The organism is Vibrio tapetis subsp. tapetis (assembly GCF_900233005.1).
GTDB classification, from domain to species: Bacteria; Pseudomonadota; Gammaproteobacteria; order Enterobacterales; family Vibrionaceae; genus Vibrio; species Vibrio tapetis.
On the sequence record NZ_LT960611.1, the window covers coordinates 2848313 to 2863904 of the forward strand.

A 15592-nucleotide genomic window follows, 5' to 3' on the forward strand; every position below is an offset into this window, starting at 1 on the left:
AAATGCCCAAGATATGCAAAGTAGCGGATAATATTTCGAGGAAAAACTGTCTTTCTCGGTTTAACAGCCAGACTTGATGACAGTAACCACCGGAATAGCTTGGCTTGTCGCTTGCTGATATTGAACATAGCAATTAGTAGCGTAGATATCATTTTCACTCGTTAAGCTTGGATCTTGCTTAAACGTCACTAGATAACGCATTTCTACTTCATCAACGGCTTCATCCCAATCACTATTTCCGGAAAAACTAAGTCCATCCATAGCTAATGGCAAGCCTGTCGATCTTGCCTCTGGGTAACCATAAATAAGATCTATGCCTTCTACCTCTTCACTTGGCAGTTTGTCTTTACCCTGTGTGGCCGCTTTTCCATAAACAATACTCGATGCTCCTACCACTGCACCTTTCAAACCATTTAGAGCAGAAATCCGAGCATCACTTTGCAGATTTAAAAACTTTGGCGCAGCGGTAACCGCTAGAATACCAAGAATTACGATGACAACGACTAACTCAATTAAGGTAAACCCTTTCATTTTATTCATTTTTACATCCAATCAAAAAAGGCCAGCGATGCTGGCCTTTGCAATTAAATCTAACTTCAATTAATTACAGTTTTTCAGCGATATTACAGGTGTAGCACTGCTTGTTGCTTCGATATAATCAACGTAACAGTCACTATTACTACTTGTAAAGCCGTATCCGATACCTCCAGCAGCACCTGAAACCACTGTCCAATCAGAGCTTATACCATCTACTGCATTACCTATACCTGCAGATGTCGCTGTTGGGTAGCCATACGCAATTGAGATATCATCAACGCTTTTCCCGCTGGATATAGATTCATCACCAGCAACTGCCGCTTTACCGTAAACAATGCCAGCAGCACCAGCCATTGCACCTTTCAAGCCTTCAGCTGCACTTTTACGTGCATCATCTTGAAGGTTTAAAAACTTAGGTGCAGCCGTTACAGCTAAAATACCCAAAATGACAATAACGACAACTAGCTCAATAAGCGTGAAACCATTTTGATTTTTCATATTAATACCTTACTTATTGACAGTTATTTGTAACTACAGGTGCCTGATTGGCTTCTGCTTTATTATATGTTGCGTAACAACCAGTAGCAGCTACTCCAGCCGCATCTGTCAACGTATCATTTTTAAATGTAATAACAACTGCATCACCAGCCGTTGCTCCTGATTGTAAAACAGTCCAATCAGAATCTAACCCTTCAATCACTACCTCTAAATCAGCCTTCGTAGCTTTCGGGTAGCCATTTACAAGGTTCAAAGTGCTACCCGCTACACTAATAGCTGCAGCTCCGCTTTCTTTACCTGCGATAGCCGCTTTACCATATGTAATCCCTGAAGCACCTTTCACCGCACCAATAAGCCCCGAAATCGAGCTTTTACGCGCATCATCTTGCAAGTTCAAGAATTTAGGCGCTGCCGTCACAGCCAAAATACCTAGAATTACAATTACCACCACTAGCTCGATCAGGGTGAAACCGCCTTGTTTTTTCATAGTTACATCTCTCAAAATTTTCTTAAGTTAAAACGCAATATCAATAGTGATTATTGCAACTCGACGGTCACACGACCTGTTTTCACTTCATAAATGAATTTGTGGTCACTGCCTTCTTGTTGTACATAAGTACACGTATTGTCAGGGTTTTCTGACGTATTTGCTTCAGCAGTGTATTTTAAATTAGTTAAACTTGTGTCGCTAGCATCACCAACTTTTGGCGGATTTTGCAGCAAGTTATCCATTAAATCAACACAAGCTGCTGACGTTAATGTGGTGGGAGCTGCTGTTTGGCCGGTGACTTTCAACGCGATTGGGTAACCATCACGGAAGCCACTTTCGCTGCCATTGTTGTCAAATGAACGCGTAAGCCAAAACTCAACACCGTCGTATTCTATCCAATGTTGCTTTGCATTTCCCGTGCCATCTCCTGGTCGGCCTTTGGCTTCCCACTGTGCGCGCGCAGATAAAACGCCTGTCGCATAACCACCAGCCACGCCTTCAATACTGGCTTTTTTTGCTTCGTCTGTAACATTCAAGAACTTAGGCAGTGCCGCTGCGGCCAGTAGCCCCAAAATAACAATTACTACTACCAATTCAACTAATGAAAAACCCGACTGTTTTTTCACTGACTTCACCTATTTCTCAATATTATCATACCGCTTACAAGTGCATATTATATCGTATGCTTTCATGTAAGCCCATCACAAACTTTACCATACCGTCTATTTTTCGACAGTTATTGCCAGTTTTTTGTCACTCAACGTTAGGTCTAAAATCTTACTATTATCGAATTGATAGCGACATTGATAAACTAACCCATCACTTTTTAACGTTGATTTAGGTATATCGACATAACCCCACCCAAGGTTCGGATACAATATGGTCAACCACCAATCGCAGTCGACTTGGTTACCGTTAATCGGCTTTACCCATCCATTATGGTCAAAGTGCACAATCTGTTCAGCCACAGACAATACGTCAGGTTGTTTGTTAACTAACCACTGCTGACGGTAACTGTTTGCCCGTTCACTCATTTGGCCAACCACGACTTCAAACGTGGTATTTTCTGCTTGTTGATCAATTTTATTCCAATTGAAACTCAGAAACGCCAATAGTGCTACGATCACCGCAAGCCATATTGCGACTCTCGGTACGCTTATCATATTACCCATGTTATCCCTTAACGACGTCCAGCATGCCCCACATCGGCAGGAATATACCCAACGCTAGTAGCAATACCATGCCCGCAACAATCACGAGTAACAAAGGTTCAATTCGAGCTGTCAGCGTTTTCAGATCATAATCGACTTCACGATCATAAAAGTCTGACACCTCTAATAATAGCTCATCAATCCGCCCCGTTTCTTCCCCAACGGAGATCATCTGAATGACCAAGGGAGTAAATATTTCACTCTGAATCGCGGTTGATGAAACGGTGCTGCCCGCTTCAATAGCCGATTTCATTTCAAGAATCCGCAGTTCTAAGAACTTATTTCCAAGCGCTTCACCTGACAAAGCTAAAGACTGGTTTAACGGCACCCCAGATTTCAACATTAAGGCAAAAGTACGTGAGAATCGAGACAACTGAGCTCGATTAACAATATCGCCAACAATGGGCACTCGTAAGCGAAATTTGTCCCACTTCTCTCGACCCGCAGCCGTTCCGATCCACGATTTAAATGCGAAAAACATCATGACCAAAGCCGCAATTAACCACACCCAGTAGTTAACAAAAAAATCCGACGTTGCGATCAAGATGCGAGTTGGTAATGGTAAATCAACGCCAAATTTTGCGAACATACTGGTGAACTGCGGGATCACTTTAATATTAAGTACTAACATCGCAATACTGATAAAGCTCAATACAAATATCGGGTATCGCATTGCAGTTTTTATGCGTTTTCTTGTTTCCAGTTCTTGCTCATAGTATTGAGAAAGTTGAAACAACGCCTGATCCAAGCGACCCGTATTTTCACCTACGTTAATCATAGAAACAAACAAAGGGCTAAACACTTTAGGGTGTAACTGCATAGACGCTGACAAACTACGTCCATTGGTAAGTTCATGCCCGACTTCTTCTAACGCCTGTTTCAGTTGTTTATTTGCACAGTTCTGTACTAGGCCTTTAATCGCTCGTAATAAAGGCACACCAGCTTTGGTTAAGCTGTATAACTGACGACAGAAAATCACTAAGATTTCTAACGGTATCGCCTGAGCAAACAGGTTATTGATATCAATACTGCTCTCACCAGACGATTTGCCTTTTACGATCGCCGTAGGGATCACCCCTTTGTTCACCAGCGCCTCTGCCGCTAGTTCTTCCGTCGGCGCATCGACCTGACCATTGACCTTTTGGCCTTGAGCGTTTCTGCCTTGATATTGATAAGTCGCCATTTATCTGTCTCTAAATCAATATTGGGTCAGTAGAACCGGATGCATCACCTTCACCTAGGTTCATGACTTCATCAAGGCTCACGACTCCTTCTAAAGCCAACTCCATAGCAGAAGCCAGTAAAGGTTTATAATTCGTTGACAGCCTAGCTTGACGCGAAAATTCAACAGCGTCGCCCGATCTCAGGGCGTCCATCATGTGATTTTCAAGTTCGAGCATTTCAAATACTCCAACTCGTCCTCGGTAGCCTGTTAAGTTACAGTTTTGGCACCCCATTCCTTTAAAAAACTTGGCACTCTGTTGGTTTGGGAATCGTGAAACCAACCACTGATGGCGAGCTTCATCCACTTCATCATGACCACTGCAATCTGGGCATATCTTACGAACGAGTCGTTGCGCAACAACCGCTCTTACGGCACTCGCCACTAAATAACCTGGCGCTCCCATATCCATCATGCGTAATGCACTGTCGATCGCGTCATTAGTGTGTAAGGTAGTTAAAACCAAGTGACCGGTTAATGCGGCTCTGAGCCCGATTTCTACGGTTTCTTGATCTCGCATTTCCCCCACCAAAATGATGTCGGGATCTTGACGAAGGAAGGTTCTCAATATGGTCGAAAAATCGAGATTAATCTTGCTGTTCACCTGAACTTGGTTGACCCGTTCTAATCGATATTCAACCGGGTCTTCTGCGGTAATGATTTTCTTACCCGGTTCATTAAGCTCAGACAAGGCACCGTATAACGTCGTTGTTTTACCGGAACCCGTTGGCCCCGTAACTAAAATCATGCCATGTGGTCGTCTTAGCTGTTTTCTCAAGCGAAGCAATAGATCTTCTGGCAAGCCTGACTCTTCTAACTTTCTAACCCCAGAAGTCTGGTTAAGTAAACGCATAACTACCGACTCACCGTGCTGTACTGGCATAGTCGACATACGTATATCAACAGATTGGCCTTTTGCTCGAATATTGAATCGGCCATCTTGAGGAAGACGTTTCTCAGAAATATCAAGGTTAGCCATGAGCTTTAAACGCAGCACCAAAGCCGAAGCAATATTGACTTCATTTAGCAGCGTTTCATGCAACACACCATCGATACGTTGGCGAAGACGCAATACTCCAGCATCAGGCTCAATATGTATATCAGATGCGCCAACTTGAATGGCATCTTCGAATAAAGAGTTAATCAACTTAACAACGGTAACTTCGTCGCTGTCTTCATCATCACCGAAACTAAAATCAAAACTGTCGGAAGTTTGGTGTTCCGCATGTAGCTGCTCGGCAAAAGACGCTATTTCTTTAGTTCTTCGATAATAGCGATCAAATCCATCTACCAGTTGACGCTCTGGTGCGATAACAAAATCAATGGTGTAATGTTGCAACTGACTAAGTAATGACTCTTGAGCAAACAGATCCGCCGGGTCACTCATCGCCACGCGAAGTACGTCCCCTTGCCTACCAACAATCAAAGCCCTCAGACGACGTGCATGCACTTCTGGCAACAGCTGCACTGCTTCGACATCAATATTGGCACGACCTAAGTCGATTAATGGCAACGAAAGCTGCTGAGACAAGAAATTCAACATTTGGCTTTCAGTCAAAAAGCCCAACTGAATCAGGGTGTCGCCAAGCTTACGGCCTGTTTGCTTTTGATGAGCCAATGCTTGCTCAACTTGCGGTTCAGAAATGATCCCCTCTTCAACCAACAGGTCTCCGAGTCGTTTTCTAAGTTTAATCTGCATGTTGAACCTGCTTCGTCTCTTTAATCACAACTAAACGACTACGAATGAAATCATGAGTTTTATTGGATAAGCCAACTCGATTTAACGCCTTATTATAGGAAACCTTAGCATTATCTAATTGTTCACTTCGCTCTTGAGAAATAGCCAACCCCAACCACCATTTGGCATTGTTCCCGTCTTTCTCCGTCAGCAATTGATAACTTTCCAACGCCAATTCTTGTCTTTTTATTTGTTGCGCTAAACCCGCCCTTGCCGCTAAGTAATCAACCTCTGGGTTGTCTGGTAGGTGTTCAATAACGCCAAGAGCAGCCTGAGGTAAATTCTGTTTAATCAAAATATTAACGAGTGCTAGTCTTAAATTTTGACTGTCGTTATCAAGTTCGATGCCTTGTTGTAGTACTCTCACCGCCCTGCGAGTATCACTTCGGCCATAATAGAGAGCCGCTACTCGCTTGCGTATATTTTCATCTCGTGGCGTGTACTTCAGTGCTGACTCATAGGCTTTTATCGCACGACTATAATCATTAGCGTCCAGCGCTTTTCTTGCTCTAGCGCTGGCTTTGTCCGCGAGTTGTTGTGGTGTGAGCTCAACTTGCACGACTTCCATTACACCAGCTTCAAGCGCAGTTTGTTTTACTGGTTGAGACGTCGTATTTTTTGCAACAGGTGCCGATGTTGAAGCCTTAACCGTTCTGGTTGGTGCCGCTTTTTGTGTTGTCGTTTTAGTTGCGACTGTTTTTTTATCGATTGTTTTTTTAGTGGTCTCTTTTGGAGAAGATGTTTTATCAATCGTGATTTTCTCGGTGACGACGGCTGAATTCGTTTTAGCAGGCTGAGATATTGTTTTACTGTCAATTAACGATATTGCGTTCGCAGCAGTGACTTCCTGCTCGAATGTCTCATCACTCAGTTCTGTACCATCTGCAGTCACCACCTCTGTTTTTACGCGTTCAATTTCTTGTTGAGGTAAATCTTGAGGTGTCGATAAAGATACCGTCGTGGTTACGACTTGATCGGATACAGGCACCAACGTTGCGGGTTGACTACTTTCCTGTTGATTAGATTGTGTCACGACTACGGGATCAGCAACTTGCGCAGCACTCGGCAGCTCTTCCTTTCCCGAATTCAACCAGAAAAACAAGCCAGCACTCGTAGCCAGTAGTAATCCACCCGCTAACAGCACTATGGCCTTATTGTTATTTTCAATAGGGGTAACGTCTACTTTCTCAAGCGGTTGAGCAGCATTGCCTTTCTTCTCTGTCATCTCAGAGAGCGCTTTATTAATAACACTCATGCAAGCCCCCATCCCCATAACACAGGTTTTTTGAATTTTGGTTTTAACGTATCCAATGTATCGTTGATCGCATCGAACACATGGCTGTTTTGCACATGCGTATCTTTATGTGTAAACGCTAAGAGTAACGACTTATGGCACACCTGGTTAATCAACCTTGGTACGCCTCTTGACGATCTCCAAATGGCTTTCTTAACGGTATTATCAAACAACTTGGCATTACCACCGCTGATCTGCAGTCTGTGTTCAATGTATGCGAATGTTTCTGCCATAGATAAACTGCGCAAATTAGCACTGAATGAAATTCGCTGGCGGAGCTGCCTTAAGTGGTGCTCTTCGAGTCGACTATCCAGTTCCGGCTGACCGAGCAGTACAATTTGCATCAATTTAGCTTGCTCTGTTTCAAGATTACCAAATAGACGAATCGTCTCTAGTGACTCATCACTTAAGCACTGCGCTTCATCCACTAAGGCAACGACACGGCGTCCTTGTTTATGCAATTCGAGTAATTTAGCGTGAATGGCATCAACAATACTTTCCTCATCAGAGATGACAATCGCTAGCTCTTTCACGACAGCCAACCTTAACTCTTCAGCCGATAACTGAGGGTTAGGCAAATAGACCAGTGCAACTTGATCGGCTAATTGATTAATCAACATACGACAAACCATGGTTTTTCCAGTACCGACTTCGCCGGAAACTTTTATTACACCCTCACCCATTTCAATCGCAGATAACACCGTTTGGATAGCCTCATAATGCGGCGGAAGCCCCTGAAAAAGTTCAGTATTTGGTGTTAATGAAAATGGCGCTTGATTGAAGCCATAAAAGCTCTGATACATAACTACTCTTCAGGGAACCATTCTTGTAATAAGTCACGAGAGCGTTCAAGCTCTTGCTGCCACGTGTTCACACCAACAATGGTGGGTTTGAGCAAAATGACCAATTCGGTTTTTTGGGTTAATTTGGTTACGTTACGGAACAGATGCCCTAATCCAGGGATATCCCCCAGAAAAGGAACTTTTGAAACGTTATCAATTGTATTCGATTTCATCAAACCACCGATCACCACAACATCACCGTCACGGGCACGGATCACGGAATCTGATTCTCGAATTGAGCTTTTTGCTAGCGGGACATCATAAGCAACATCACCTAAGGAAATATTCTTCGATTGAGTTTGTACGTCGATAACAGCGGGGTGCACATGCAGTAAAACAAAGCCCGAGTCATCTATTTGTGGCGTGACATCTAAAGATATGCCCGAGAAGAAAGGCGTTAACTCGATATCCGGAGCTACATTGGCGTTATCACCACTGCCCACCACGCTTGAAATATCGGTAACAAAGTACTCATCTTGACCCACTTTAATGACTGCTTTTTGATTATTAGCTGCCGTCACCCTTGGGCTTGAAAGCACATTCAAGTCACCCTGAGTTTCCATAAAGCTCAGTACCGCACTAAAGTTCCCATCAGAAATCGTCACATTTGTTTGCCCCCCTAGCAGGGAGCCGATGGCATCTAGACCCGGTAAGTCCGGAATAGGGTTCGTTGTACCTCGACCAGTAGAAATGCTGGTTCCACCAATAGTTTTGGTAATATTTGACCAGTTAATCCCTTGTTGATAACCATCGTTGAGTGTAACTTCTAGGATTTTTGCTTCCAAAATCACTTGGCGCTGCATTCGCTTCTGAGAAACACCTAAAAACTGTTTAATTTCACGAATTTCATCCGGAAATGCCCGTACGGTTAAGACACTTGCTTGTGGCGAAACAATGACGTTACGCCCGTTACCTGTGCCGATGAGTGTGCCAACGGCTTTTTCTAGCTGAGGCCAGAAATCACTTTCACTGGTGGTTTCTATTTCTGTGCCACCTGTAGGGCTGGTGCTTTTAGAGCTAGATGAACTGCCAGAGCTAGATGAAGAACTAGAACTAGAGCTCGAAGAACCTGAAGAGCTGCCACCATCTTTACTTGTGATAGATCCGGTTGTGATTGACGTTAAAGACTTACCCAATCGCTTAAACTGCAGATAATCAACGGGGATAGTTTCCGTTCGTAATCCCGCCGGGTAAATCTGAATCACTTTGCCATTTTTAACGACATCAAAGCCATACATATCACGTACAACATTTAGGACTTCATCTAATGTTACATCCGACAAATTAACGGTAATTCGTCCGCTTACGTTAGGATGAATTGCCGCACTGAATTCAGTCCCTTTAACCAAACTAGCAAAAAAGGTTTTCGCGTCAACGCCATTGGCTTGAACACGAAAACGTTTCAATGGAGCCTGTGTACTCAATGGTTGACCGTCGAAATGCGGCATCAGATCATCTTGTACCGACGCAGGAAGGTCGTCTAATGCACGACTATTGGCTTCGTTGACCGCTTCGTTCAGTGCTTGTTTGACTTCAACAGGGTCTCGATGCCCCATGTTAGTACACCCCACCAACGACGCGACTATAATTGCTACTACATATTTACGCATATTTACCATCAAGCCTTAGCTTAGTGTTTGATTTTTGCCGTGAACAGTTCTAACTTCCACTGCTTGGCACCTTTTCTAATCACGACATATTCAGGCGTAACTTGGCTTGTCGTATAACCATTAACTCGATCGCCATCTTCAACAACGCGATCATTAATGATGGCATAACATTGCGCGTCATTCTCACAGACAATAGACTGCAATGTTGGCACAGCGACTTTCTTCACGGGTCGCTTAGCGGTCGTTGATACTTTAGGCGCTAACCAACCAAGAGGCGCAGTAGGATCTTGGTTTGCAAGCACCTGAAAGTGAACCAGCGAAAACAATAACACTATGATTCTAACCACCAATAAACTCCTGCCCCGTACCTAAGGTATACACCACTAGCGTTAAATTTGCCGTTGGGTATTCATCCACTTGGTATTGAAAACTGCGCCAAAAATAACGAACTGGCATCGCTTCTAACGTTGAAAGGTAAGTTTGAATATCAAAATACTTACCACTGAGTTCGATTCGAACTGGGTGAATAAAATAGCCAGCGTTAACTGCTTGACCATTAGACATAATCGGTTCTGCAGGCAATGACTGTAGGCTTTGTAACTTTAAGTTTTTGCTGGAATTTAAAACCTGTTCAAGCAATTCTGCCATTTGATTTGGTGTCACTAAGTTTTTAACAATTTCATCAAGTTGTGCATCCAATAGCTCACTTTGGAGCTGCAGTTGCTCAAGCTTTATATCAACATCTTTATCTGGGTCGCCTTTGAGTATGTTCGTCACTCTGGCTATCTCACTTTGGGCTCGAATCGCTGCTAACTCGACTGACTGCAATTGGTTAGTTTGTTTTGATTGCCGCTCCATGGCTGGCTCTAACAAAAAGGTCAACATCAGCATAAAAACGCCCACCGCACCGCCGATGGCTACCAACGACTTCTCTCTTTGTGTCATTGCAGAAAACTTAGCGTTCAGAGGTTCAAATTTAGACATCATTGACCTCCCCCCCTCTTGGTTCGCAAATCAAATGTGACAATATCGTTTTCATTTCGGCCGATGGAAAGCTTCTCAAAACTTCTTCCGACTAAATCCAATTCATTTTTGAACTGCTTAATCCAGTTTGGTATGACTCCTGGGTTACGCGCTAATCCACTGACATTGAGCGTGTTAGGTTGAATCAAAATAGAATTGAGTGAAATATCACTTCGCCCTAAGCGCGCCAAGGCACTCATTACTCCCGAATAGCCAATTTGCTGTTGCTCTTCAAACTGGCCGACGGCTTTCAAAGATTCTTGTTTGGCTTTTACCGAGACTTCCAATCGTTCAATCGTCGCCAATTTAGCTGGCGATGCTTGATGCTGACTAACGAGGTTTTGTAACTCTTTTAGTTGGTTGTTAAATTGGTCAGCTTGCTGCTTTGCAATTCGAATCTGCTCTTGCTTTTGGGTCACTTGATATTCGGTATACCCATATCCTCCCCCCATCACCACGGCTATTGCAAGCCATGAAGCGGCAACAACAGGTAAAGAAAAATACTCTTTTTTAGGCCTTAAATGATCAGGAAATAAGTTAATACCTGACAAGCCAATGCGTAGAGCATGCAGTGAAAGTAATACGCCGCAAGCGCTATCTTTATCGTGGAGAGTATCAACTTTAACACTCAGTCTTTCTTCTAATGCCAGCTTTAATTCAGAGTCAATCTCATCATCACAACAAATGAATATCTTGTGAAATTGAGACTGTTTCACTTGAGAAGACAAATAATCAATTGAGCGTTGTAATTCCAGAGCCAGACCGTCAACTTGCAGACTGTTCGCGTTAGCACCAGTGACTGGTGCCATTACGCCACGAATGGTTCTATGGAAGAAATTTTTCGACTCTACATAAGCATTAATTTTGAAGCTACTACGCGTACTTTGATGCAATAAAACAAAATCCGTAACGCCTTCAAGTGCCTGTCCCCATACTTCGTCTTCAGGCACCACTCTTTGTAATTCAATGCGATGTTTTTCAAACAGGGTACGCAGTGGTGTCAGTACCTTCTGACTCAATACATAAGTTTGCAATTTATTGCTATTGGGTAACAGCACGCCGTCTGCGACAATTTCAGTGACCCGCTCTGCGACAAGATCTTTCAATAAAAACGGTAAGCCAACCGCCCACTCTTCAGGTGGAAGTTCCGGTTTTTCAACTTGGTAGCTTTGATAGTGATGAGCACCGAGAGTGACAATCGCATTCGCACCTGAATAGGCGTCGTTATCCAACGCACTAGTCAGGGCGGTGAGCCAACCTGATGCGTCTATTGGGAAAAGAGAGGTTTCACCATCAAAAGTTAAATAAATAGCATCCTCAAGCAAAACCAAACTCAACACGCTTGAGTTTGATTTCTGTCCCTTTAGCTTGTCTAAAAACGAAGCAACATTCATATCTATTTACTACTCACTTACTATTTTTCCGCCATCGATTTCGGCGACCGATAGCCACTTTTTTCGCTTGTACAACAGGAAGTAACTGGGTTTCGTCATCAAATAAGCGACCTTGGCCACCATCAACCCCCAATTCTTTCAATGTTCGCCATTCATTTTTTGTTTCGACACCGACGGCAATAACTTGAGTACGGCTATCAATGCACGCACCAAGGAGACTACGTACAAACAGTTGATTCTCTTGTCTTTGATCGATTTTTTTACTTAAACTTCGGTGCAGTTTTAAAAAATCGACCTCTAAATCTTTAATATAATGTGTACTGGTAATGGTTCTTCCAGCTTGTTGCACTATCACTTTACAACCGAGACCGGAGATCATCCGAATCACTGGCCTCATATAATCAAGGTTTTTAACCAGTGCACCTTCAACAAATTCAAAGCTCAGTCTGTGACGAATACTGGTTGGCAATTGGAGTAGTTCATCACGAAACCATCGAGTATAAGTTTTGTTTCGAAAAGGCAATATATTCAAGTTGATAGAATAGCATACATCATACGAATTGTTGGACTTAAACCAATACAATACTTGCCGTATCACGGCTCTATCCATTTGAACTTCATAGCCAACTTGTTCTATTGCTGCAGTGAAGCGTGATGCTTTAATGATAGTATCGCTCTGCTCATCATGGATGCGGGCAAACAATTCTTGGTGTAAAAGTGTCCTTTCATTCTCATTTTTGAGAAAACAGGCTTGCTGAAAAATAAGCAATTTCCCGGGTAGGAAAGCCTTATCAAACAGAGTTCTCCATCGAACACTGCCTCGGTGCTCATCCTTTGAAACCTTTTTAGAAAAGCGACTCCAAGCGTTGTGTTGCTCCATTTGAGCGGCTTTTAATGCGGTTTCAGCCTCGTCAATTATGTAGCCTCTCCGCTCTCCTTCTTTGTACATACTTATGCCGATATGACACCAGTTGTCACTTTCAAGGGAGTCTAATAATGTAAGCTTCTCCAACTGCTTCAGGCATTGTGTCGCAACAATCGCAATATCTTTGCTACTTTGATGAGGGATCAATACGGCAAAATCAGCATCATAATAACGAGAGAATATGACGTCTGGATACCTCTGAGCAATGTTCGACAATATTTGCCCCACATCAACAATAAACTGGTCACGGCTGTTCTTATCGTGCTGCTCTTGCGTTTCTTCCCAATCCTTAATACGCAATAATACGACACCACCATGAGAACCACTTTCTTGCAGTGCTGATTCCAGCTTACTTTCGAACAACACACGGTTCGCCGCTCCGGTTAATTGATCAAGGAAAGTATGCGTTCGTATAAAAGTATCAAACCGACTGCGCTCTTGCCGAGCATCATTCAACTCTTCGATGAGGTTATCTAACGCTTCGCTTGCAGTGTAAGGCCATTCTCGGTGATCACCTTTGGCGTGATCTTGTGTCCGACCAGCTAAGATCATTCGACCGCGTTCTTCTAGTAACTCGGAACCATATAGCTGACCTTTGAGCCATTTTACGCCTCGCAGTAGGCAAAAGATGATCAGAGCTACGGCCAAAGTGATCGAAGACATCGCTTCCATGGAATAGCTAGCACTAAGATAAGGAGGGACGACTTCAAATTTAACGGTATAAGAGGGATGACTTTTAAGGGGAAAAGTCAGTTGCTTTAGTCTTGTAGTATCAACTACTTTCTTGGTATCTCGAAAATGATAAATCACCCCAGCTGAAGAGGTAATCTCCATCTCAATAACGTCACTGGATTTTAGTATTTTAGGTAGCCACTTAGCCATCGACTGAGCCGCTTCAGGGTCGTTTATTTCCTTGTCTACGACGTCGGCAATTCCAGACATGTAAACATTAACGTATTCCTGCCCAATCCGCTTAAACGATAATGTCCCGCCCACAAATAAGATGAACATCGCGCTGACCACAATCATGGTTACAAACGCAACCAAGCGAGTACTTAATTTTAAAGTAGGCGTATAACGCATCCACTCACTTCCTTGCTATTTCATCAATCCATTAATTTACATAATGATCAATGAACTCTATTGGTACAAGTACTTCATTGTAAAAGCTAAACAAAAGCCGCGAAAATTCGCGGCTTAAGAATATGATGCTATCTAGAGCAGGCTCTAGAATGGGATATCATCATCAAAGTCCATTGGAGGCTCATTGTACTGAGGTTGAGCTTTTTGAGGCGCCTGTTGTTGAGGAGCCTGCTGCGCTTGATGTTGTGGCGCTTGTTGCTGTTGAGGCGCATGTTGAACAGGTTGCTGTGGCTGACCCCAGCTTCCTTGTTGTTGCTGTTGGCCGCCCATACCTTGTGATTGACCACCTTGACCTTGACGGCCACCTAGCATTTGCATCACACCGTTAAAGCCCTGCACAACCACTTCTGTTGTGTAGCGATCTTGGCCACTTTGATCTTGCCATTTACGCGTTTGAAGTTGACCTTCAATGTATACTTGAGAACCTTTACGTAAGTATTCACCCGCAACTTCAGCCAACTTACCGAAAAGTGCAACACGGTGCCATTCGGTCTTTTCACGTTGTTCGCCAGTTGCTTTGTCACGCCAAGATTCAGACGTTGCGATAGTGATGTTCGCCACGGCATTGCCATTGGGCATATAGCGAATCTCAGGGTCGTTACCTAGATTTCCCACTAAAATAACTTTGTTTATTCCACGGCTTGCCATGTTTTTGCTCCGTCTAAATTGTATTCAGCTTAAATTTTTAGCGCTCTAGGATAACACGATATCTCAATGGTACAAATCCACTGTTAACGATTTATCGCCCTTAAGCCCATTCCCATAAATCTATTTGCTTTGCCTTTAATTTGGCAAGAATGTTCTTTTCTAAACAGAGACTTAATCAAAGGTTCCATCGAAAAGTTTGTTATTGACCGCAAGTTTCCGTCTTTAAATTTATCAATTACTTAACTTAAATCGAAGTGAGACTCAAATTCACATCATGCACTAGCAAGAAAACACACAACATACGGAATAATTGTCACTATAGCGTCATTACAGGCCTTCGCTCACCCGCGTCAACTGAATATGAGGTTTCACCTATGCTATACCCAGCTCAATACTTGATGATTTGTGAGCTTAACCGAACCAATCACATACTAGGGCAAACGATCAGTGAGACATTAAAACAGCAAATCGTTCTCGTCGATATTTTTAGCATCTCCGAAAGTAACCATGATTTCTCAAATAAAACGCTTCTGGTTGATGCGGCTCGCTTACCAGATTTAGCTAACGTCAATAAACACTTATCCAGCTTACCTAATAGGCCAAACTGCGCATTAATCAATATGGGAGAACAACTCCCCGTAGCCGAAATGCTGCAATGGCCAAATTTAAAAGGTTGTTTCGAACTTAACCATCCCCCAGCAGACATAGCTAACGGGTTATTGGCTATTACCAACGGCGAAAACTGGCTCAATCGTTCAATCATGACCACTCTGCTTGAAAATTATCAAGATCGACTCGCCGTCTATAATCCGAGCTATCACATTACTTTAACGTCGAGGGAATTAGACGTCTTACAGAGTTTAAAGAAAGGACTATCGAATAATGATATTGCGGATGATCTATTCATTAGCGAAAACACAATCAAAAGCCATCTCTATAATATATTCCGAAAAATTGAGGTAAGAAATCGTGTACAGGCAATTAATTGGGCAAAACAATATCTGCCATAGCGGACGC

Annotated in this window: 16 protein-coding genes; 1 reads left to right on the forward strand and 15 read right to left on the reverse strand. The window is 43.2% G+C overall.

Annotated elements, in window-relative coordinates; all coding sequences use genetic code 11:
* Positions 1-60: 60 nt before the first annotated feature.
* The 15 genes from VTAP4600_RS12660 to VTAP4600_RS12730 all read right to left on the reverse strand — a co-directional run bounded on the left by VTAP4600_RS12660 (position 61) and on the right by VTAP4600_RS12730 (position 14575).
* Positions 61-540 (reverse strand): type II secretion system protein, encoded by a 480-nt coding sequence (locus tag VTAP4600_RS12660; RefSeq protein ID WP_102523122.1) that lies wholly within the window; start codon positions 538-540, stop codon positions 61-63.
* A 60-nt stretch (positions 541-600) separates the two neighbouring features.
* Complete coding sequence (locus VTAP4600_RS12665) at positions 601-1035, reverse strand: type II secretion system protein (RefSeq protein ID WP_102523123.1); 435 nt, start codon at positions 1033-1035, stop codon at positions 601-603.
* 13 nt (positions 1036-1048) lie between these two features.
* Positions 1049-1522 carry a type II secretion system protein gene (locus VTAP4600_RS12670; protein WP_102523124.1) on the reverse strand — a complete coding sequence of 158 codons (474 nt, stop codon included), beginning with the start codon at positions 1520-1522 and terminating at the stop codon, positions 1049-1051.
* A 50-nt stretch (positions 1523-1572) separates the two neighbouring features.
* Entirely contained in the window at positions 1573-2151 is a 579-nt protein-coding gene (locus tag VTAP4600_RS12675) for a prepilin-type N-terminal cleavage/methylation domain-containing protein (protein ID WP_102523125.1), read from the reverse strand.
* 96 nt (positions 2152-2247) lie between these two features.
* A complete protein-coding gene (locus VTAP4600_RS12680; protein WP_102523126.1) occupies positions 2248-2697 on the reverse strand; it encodes a hypothetical protein in 450 nt (149 codons plus the stop codon).
* A gap of 1 nt (position 2698) precedes the next feature.
* Positions 2699-3919 carry a type II secretion system F family protein gene (locus VTAP4600_RS12685; protein ID WP_102523127.1) on the reverse strand — a complete coding sequence of 407 codons (1221 nt, stop codon included), beginning with the start codon at positions 3917-3919 and terminating at the stop codon, positions 2699-2701.
* A 10-nt stretch (positions 3920-3929) separates the two neighbouring features.
* Positions 3930-5657 (reverse strand): MSHA fimbrial ATPase MshE, encoded by a 1728-nt coding sequence (locus VTAP4600_RS12690; RefSeq protein ID WP_102523128.1) that lies wholly within the window; start codon positions 5655-5657, stop codon positions 3930-3932.
* Positions 5647-6951 (reverse strand): tetratricopeptide repeat protein, encoded by a 1305-nt coding sequence (locus tag VTAP4600_RS12695; RefSeq protein WP_102523129.1) that lies wholly within the window; start codon positions 6949-6951, stop codon positions 5647-5649. The genes VTAP4600_RS12690 and VTAP4600_RS12695 overlap by 11 nt, the downstream gene beginning before the upstream one ends.
* Positions 6948-7793, reverse strand: coding sequence for an ExeA family protein (locus VTAP4600_RS12700; protein ID WP_102523130.1), 846 nt, complete (start codon positions 7791-7793; stop codon positions 6948-6950). The genes VTAP4600_RS12695 and VTAP4600_RS12700 overlap by 4 nt, the downstream gene beginning before the upstream one ends.
* Before the next feature lie 2 nt (positions 7794-7795).
* Positions 7796-9442 carry a pilus (MSHA type) biogenesis protein MshL gene (mshL, locus tag VTAP4600_RS12705; RefSeq protein ID WP_102523131.1) on the reverse strand — a complete coding sequence of 549 codons (1647 nt, stop codon included), beginning with the start codon at positions 9440-9442 and terminating at the stop codon, positions 7796-7798.
* A 20-nt stretch (positions 9443-9462) separates the two neighbouring features.
* The gene (locus VTAP4600_RS12710) at positions 9463-9789 is read right to left on the reverse strand and encodes an MSHA biogenesis protein MshK (RefSeq protein ID WP_102523132.1); all 327 of its coding nucleotides are present in this window, start codon (positions 9787-9789) and stop codon (positions 9463-9465) included.
* A complete protein-coding gene (pilO, locus tag VTAP4600_RS12715) occupies positions 9782-10429 on the reverse strand; it encodes a type IV pilus inner membrane component PilO (RefSeq protein WP_231897804.1) in 648 nt (215 codons plus the stop codon). The genes VTAP4600_RS12710 and pilO overlap by 8 nt, the downstream gene beginning before the upstream one ends.
* A complete protein-coding gene (locus tag VTAP4600_RS12720) occupies positions 10426-11859 on the reverse strand; it encodes an MSHA biogenesis protein MshI (RefSeq protein WP_102523134.1) in 1434 nt (477 codons plus the stop codon). The genes pilO and VTAP4600_RS12720 overlap by 4 nt, the downstream gene beginning before the upstream one ends.
* A gap of 13 nt (positions 11860-11872) precedes the next feature.
* Positions 11873-13867, reverse strand: coding sequence for an RNase E specificity factor CsrD (gene csrD / locus VTAP4600_RS12725; protein WP_102523135.1), 1995 nt, complete (start codon positions 13865-13867; stop codon positions 11873-11875).
* Between the two features lie 144 nt (positions 13868-14011).
* Positions 14012-14575 carry a single-stranded DNA-binding protein gene (locus tag VTAP4600_RS12730; RefSeq protein ID WP_102523136.1) on the reverse strand — a complete coding sequence of 188 codons (564 nt, stop codon included), beginning with the start codon at positions 14573-14575 and terminating at the stop codon, positions 14012-14014.
* Positions 14576-14949: 374 nt separating this feature from the next.
* On the opposite strand from VTAP4600_RS12730, the gene VTAP4600_RS12735 reads away from it, so the two are divergent.
* On the forward strand, positions 14950-15585 hold the full coding sequence (locus VTAP4600_RS12735; RefSeq protein ID WP_102523137.1) for a LuxR C-terminal-related transcriptional regulator: 636 nt from the start codon (positions 14950-14952) through the stop codon (positions 15583-15585).
* Positions 15586-15592: the final 7 nt, after the last annotated feature.

Excerpts from the sequence above, each read along its gene's own strand:
- VTAP4600_RS12660 (WP_102523122.1), bottom strand. The coding sequence starts at position 540 with ATGAATAAAATGAAAGGGTTTACCTTAATTGAGTTAGTCGTTGTCATC.
- VTAP4600_RS12665 (WP_102523123.1), bottom strand. The coding sequence starts at position 1,035 with ATGAAAAATCAAAATGGTTTCACGCTTATTGAGCTAGTTGTCGTTATT.
- VTAP4600_RS12670 (WP_102523124.1), bottom strand. The coding sequence starts at position 1,522 with ATGAAAAAACAAGGCGGTTTCACCCTGATCGAGCTAGTGGTGGTAATT.
- VTAP4600_RS12680 (WP_102523126.1), bottom strand. The coding sequence starts at position 2,697 with ATGGGTAATATGATAAGCGTACCGAGAGTCGCAATATGGCTTGCGGTG.
- VTAP4600_RS12685 (WP_102523127.1), bottom strand. The coding sequence starts at position 3,919 with ATGGCGACTTATCAATATCAAGGCAGAAACGCTCAAGGCCAAAAGGTC.
- VTAP4600_RS12690 (WP_102523128.1), bottom strand. The coding sequence starts at position 5,657 with ATGCAGATTAAACTTAGAAAACGACTCGGAGACCTGTTGGTTGAAGAG.
- VTAP4600_RS12695 (WP_102523129.1), bottom strand. The coding sequence starts at position 6,951 with ATGAGTGTTATTAATAAAGCGCTCTCTGAGATGACAGAGAAGAAAGGC.
- VTAP4600_RS12700 (WP_102523130.1), bottom strand. The coding sequence starts at position 7,793 with ATGTATCAGAGCTTTTATGGCTTCAATCAAGCGCCATTTTCATTAACA.
- mshL (WP_102523131.1), bottom strand. The coding sequence starts at position 9,442 with ATGCGTAAATATGTAGTAGCAATTATAGTCGCGTCGTTGGTGGGGTGT.
- pilO (WP_231897804.1), bottom strand. The coding sequence starts at position 10,429 with ATGATGTCTAAATTTGAACCTCTGAACGCTAAGTTTTCTGCAATGACA.
- VTAP4600_RS12720 (WP_102523134.1), bottom strand. The coding sequence starts at position 11,859 with ATGAATGTTGCTTCGTTTTTAGACAAGCTAAAGGGACAGAAATCAAAC.
- csrD (WP_102523135.1), bottom strand. The coding sequence starts at position 13,867 with ATGCGTTATACGCCTACTTTAAAATTAAGTACTCGCTTGGTTGCGTTT.
- VTAP4600_RS12730 (WP_102523136.1), bottom strand. The coding sequence starts at position 14,575 with ATGGCAAGCCGTGGAATAAACAAAGTTATTTTAGTGGGAAATCTAGGT.
- VTAP4600_RS12735 (WP_102523137.1), top strand. The coding sequence starts at position 14,950 with ATGCTATACCCAGCTCAATACTTGATGATTTGTGAGCTTAACCGAACC.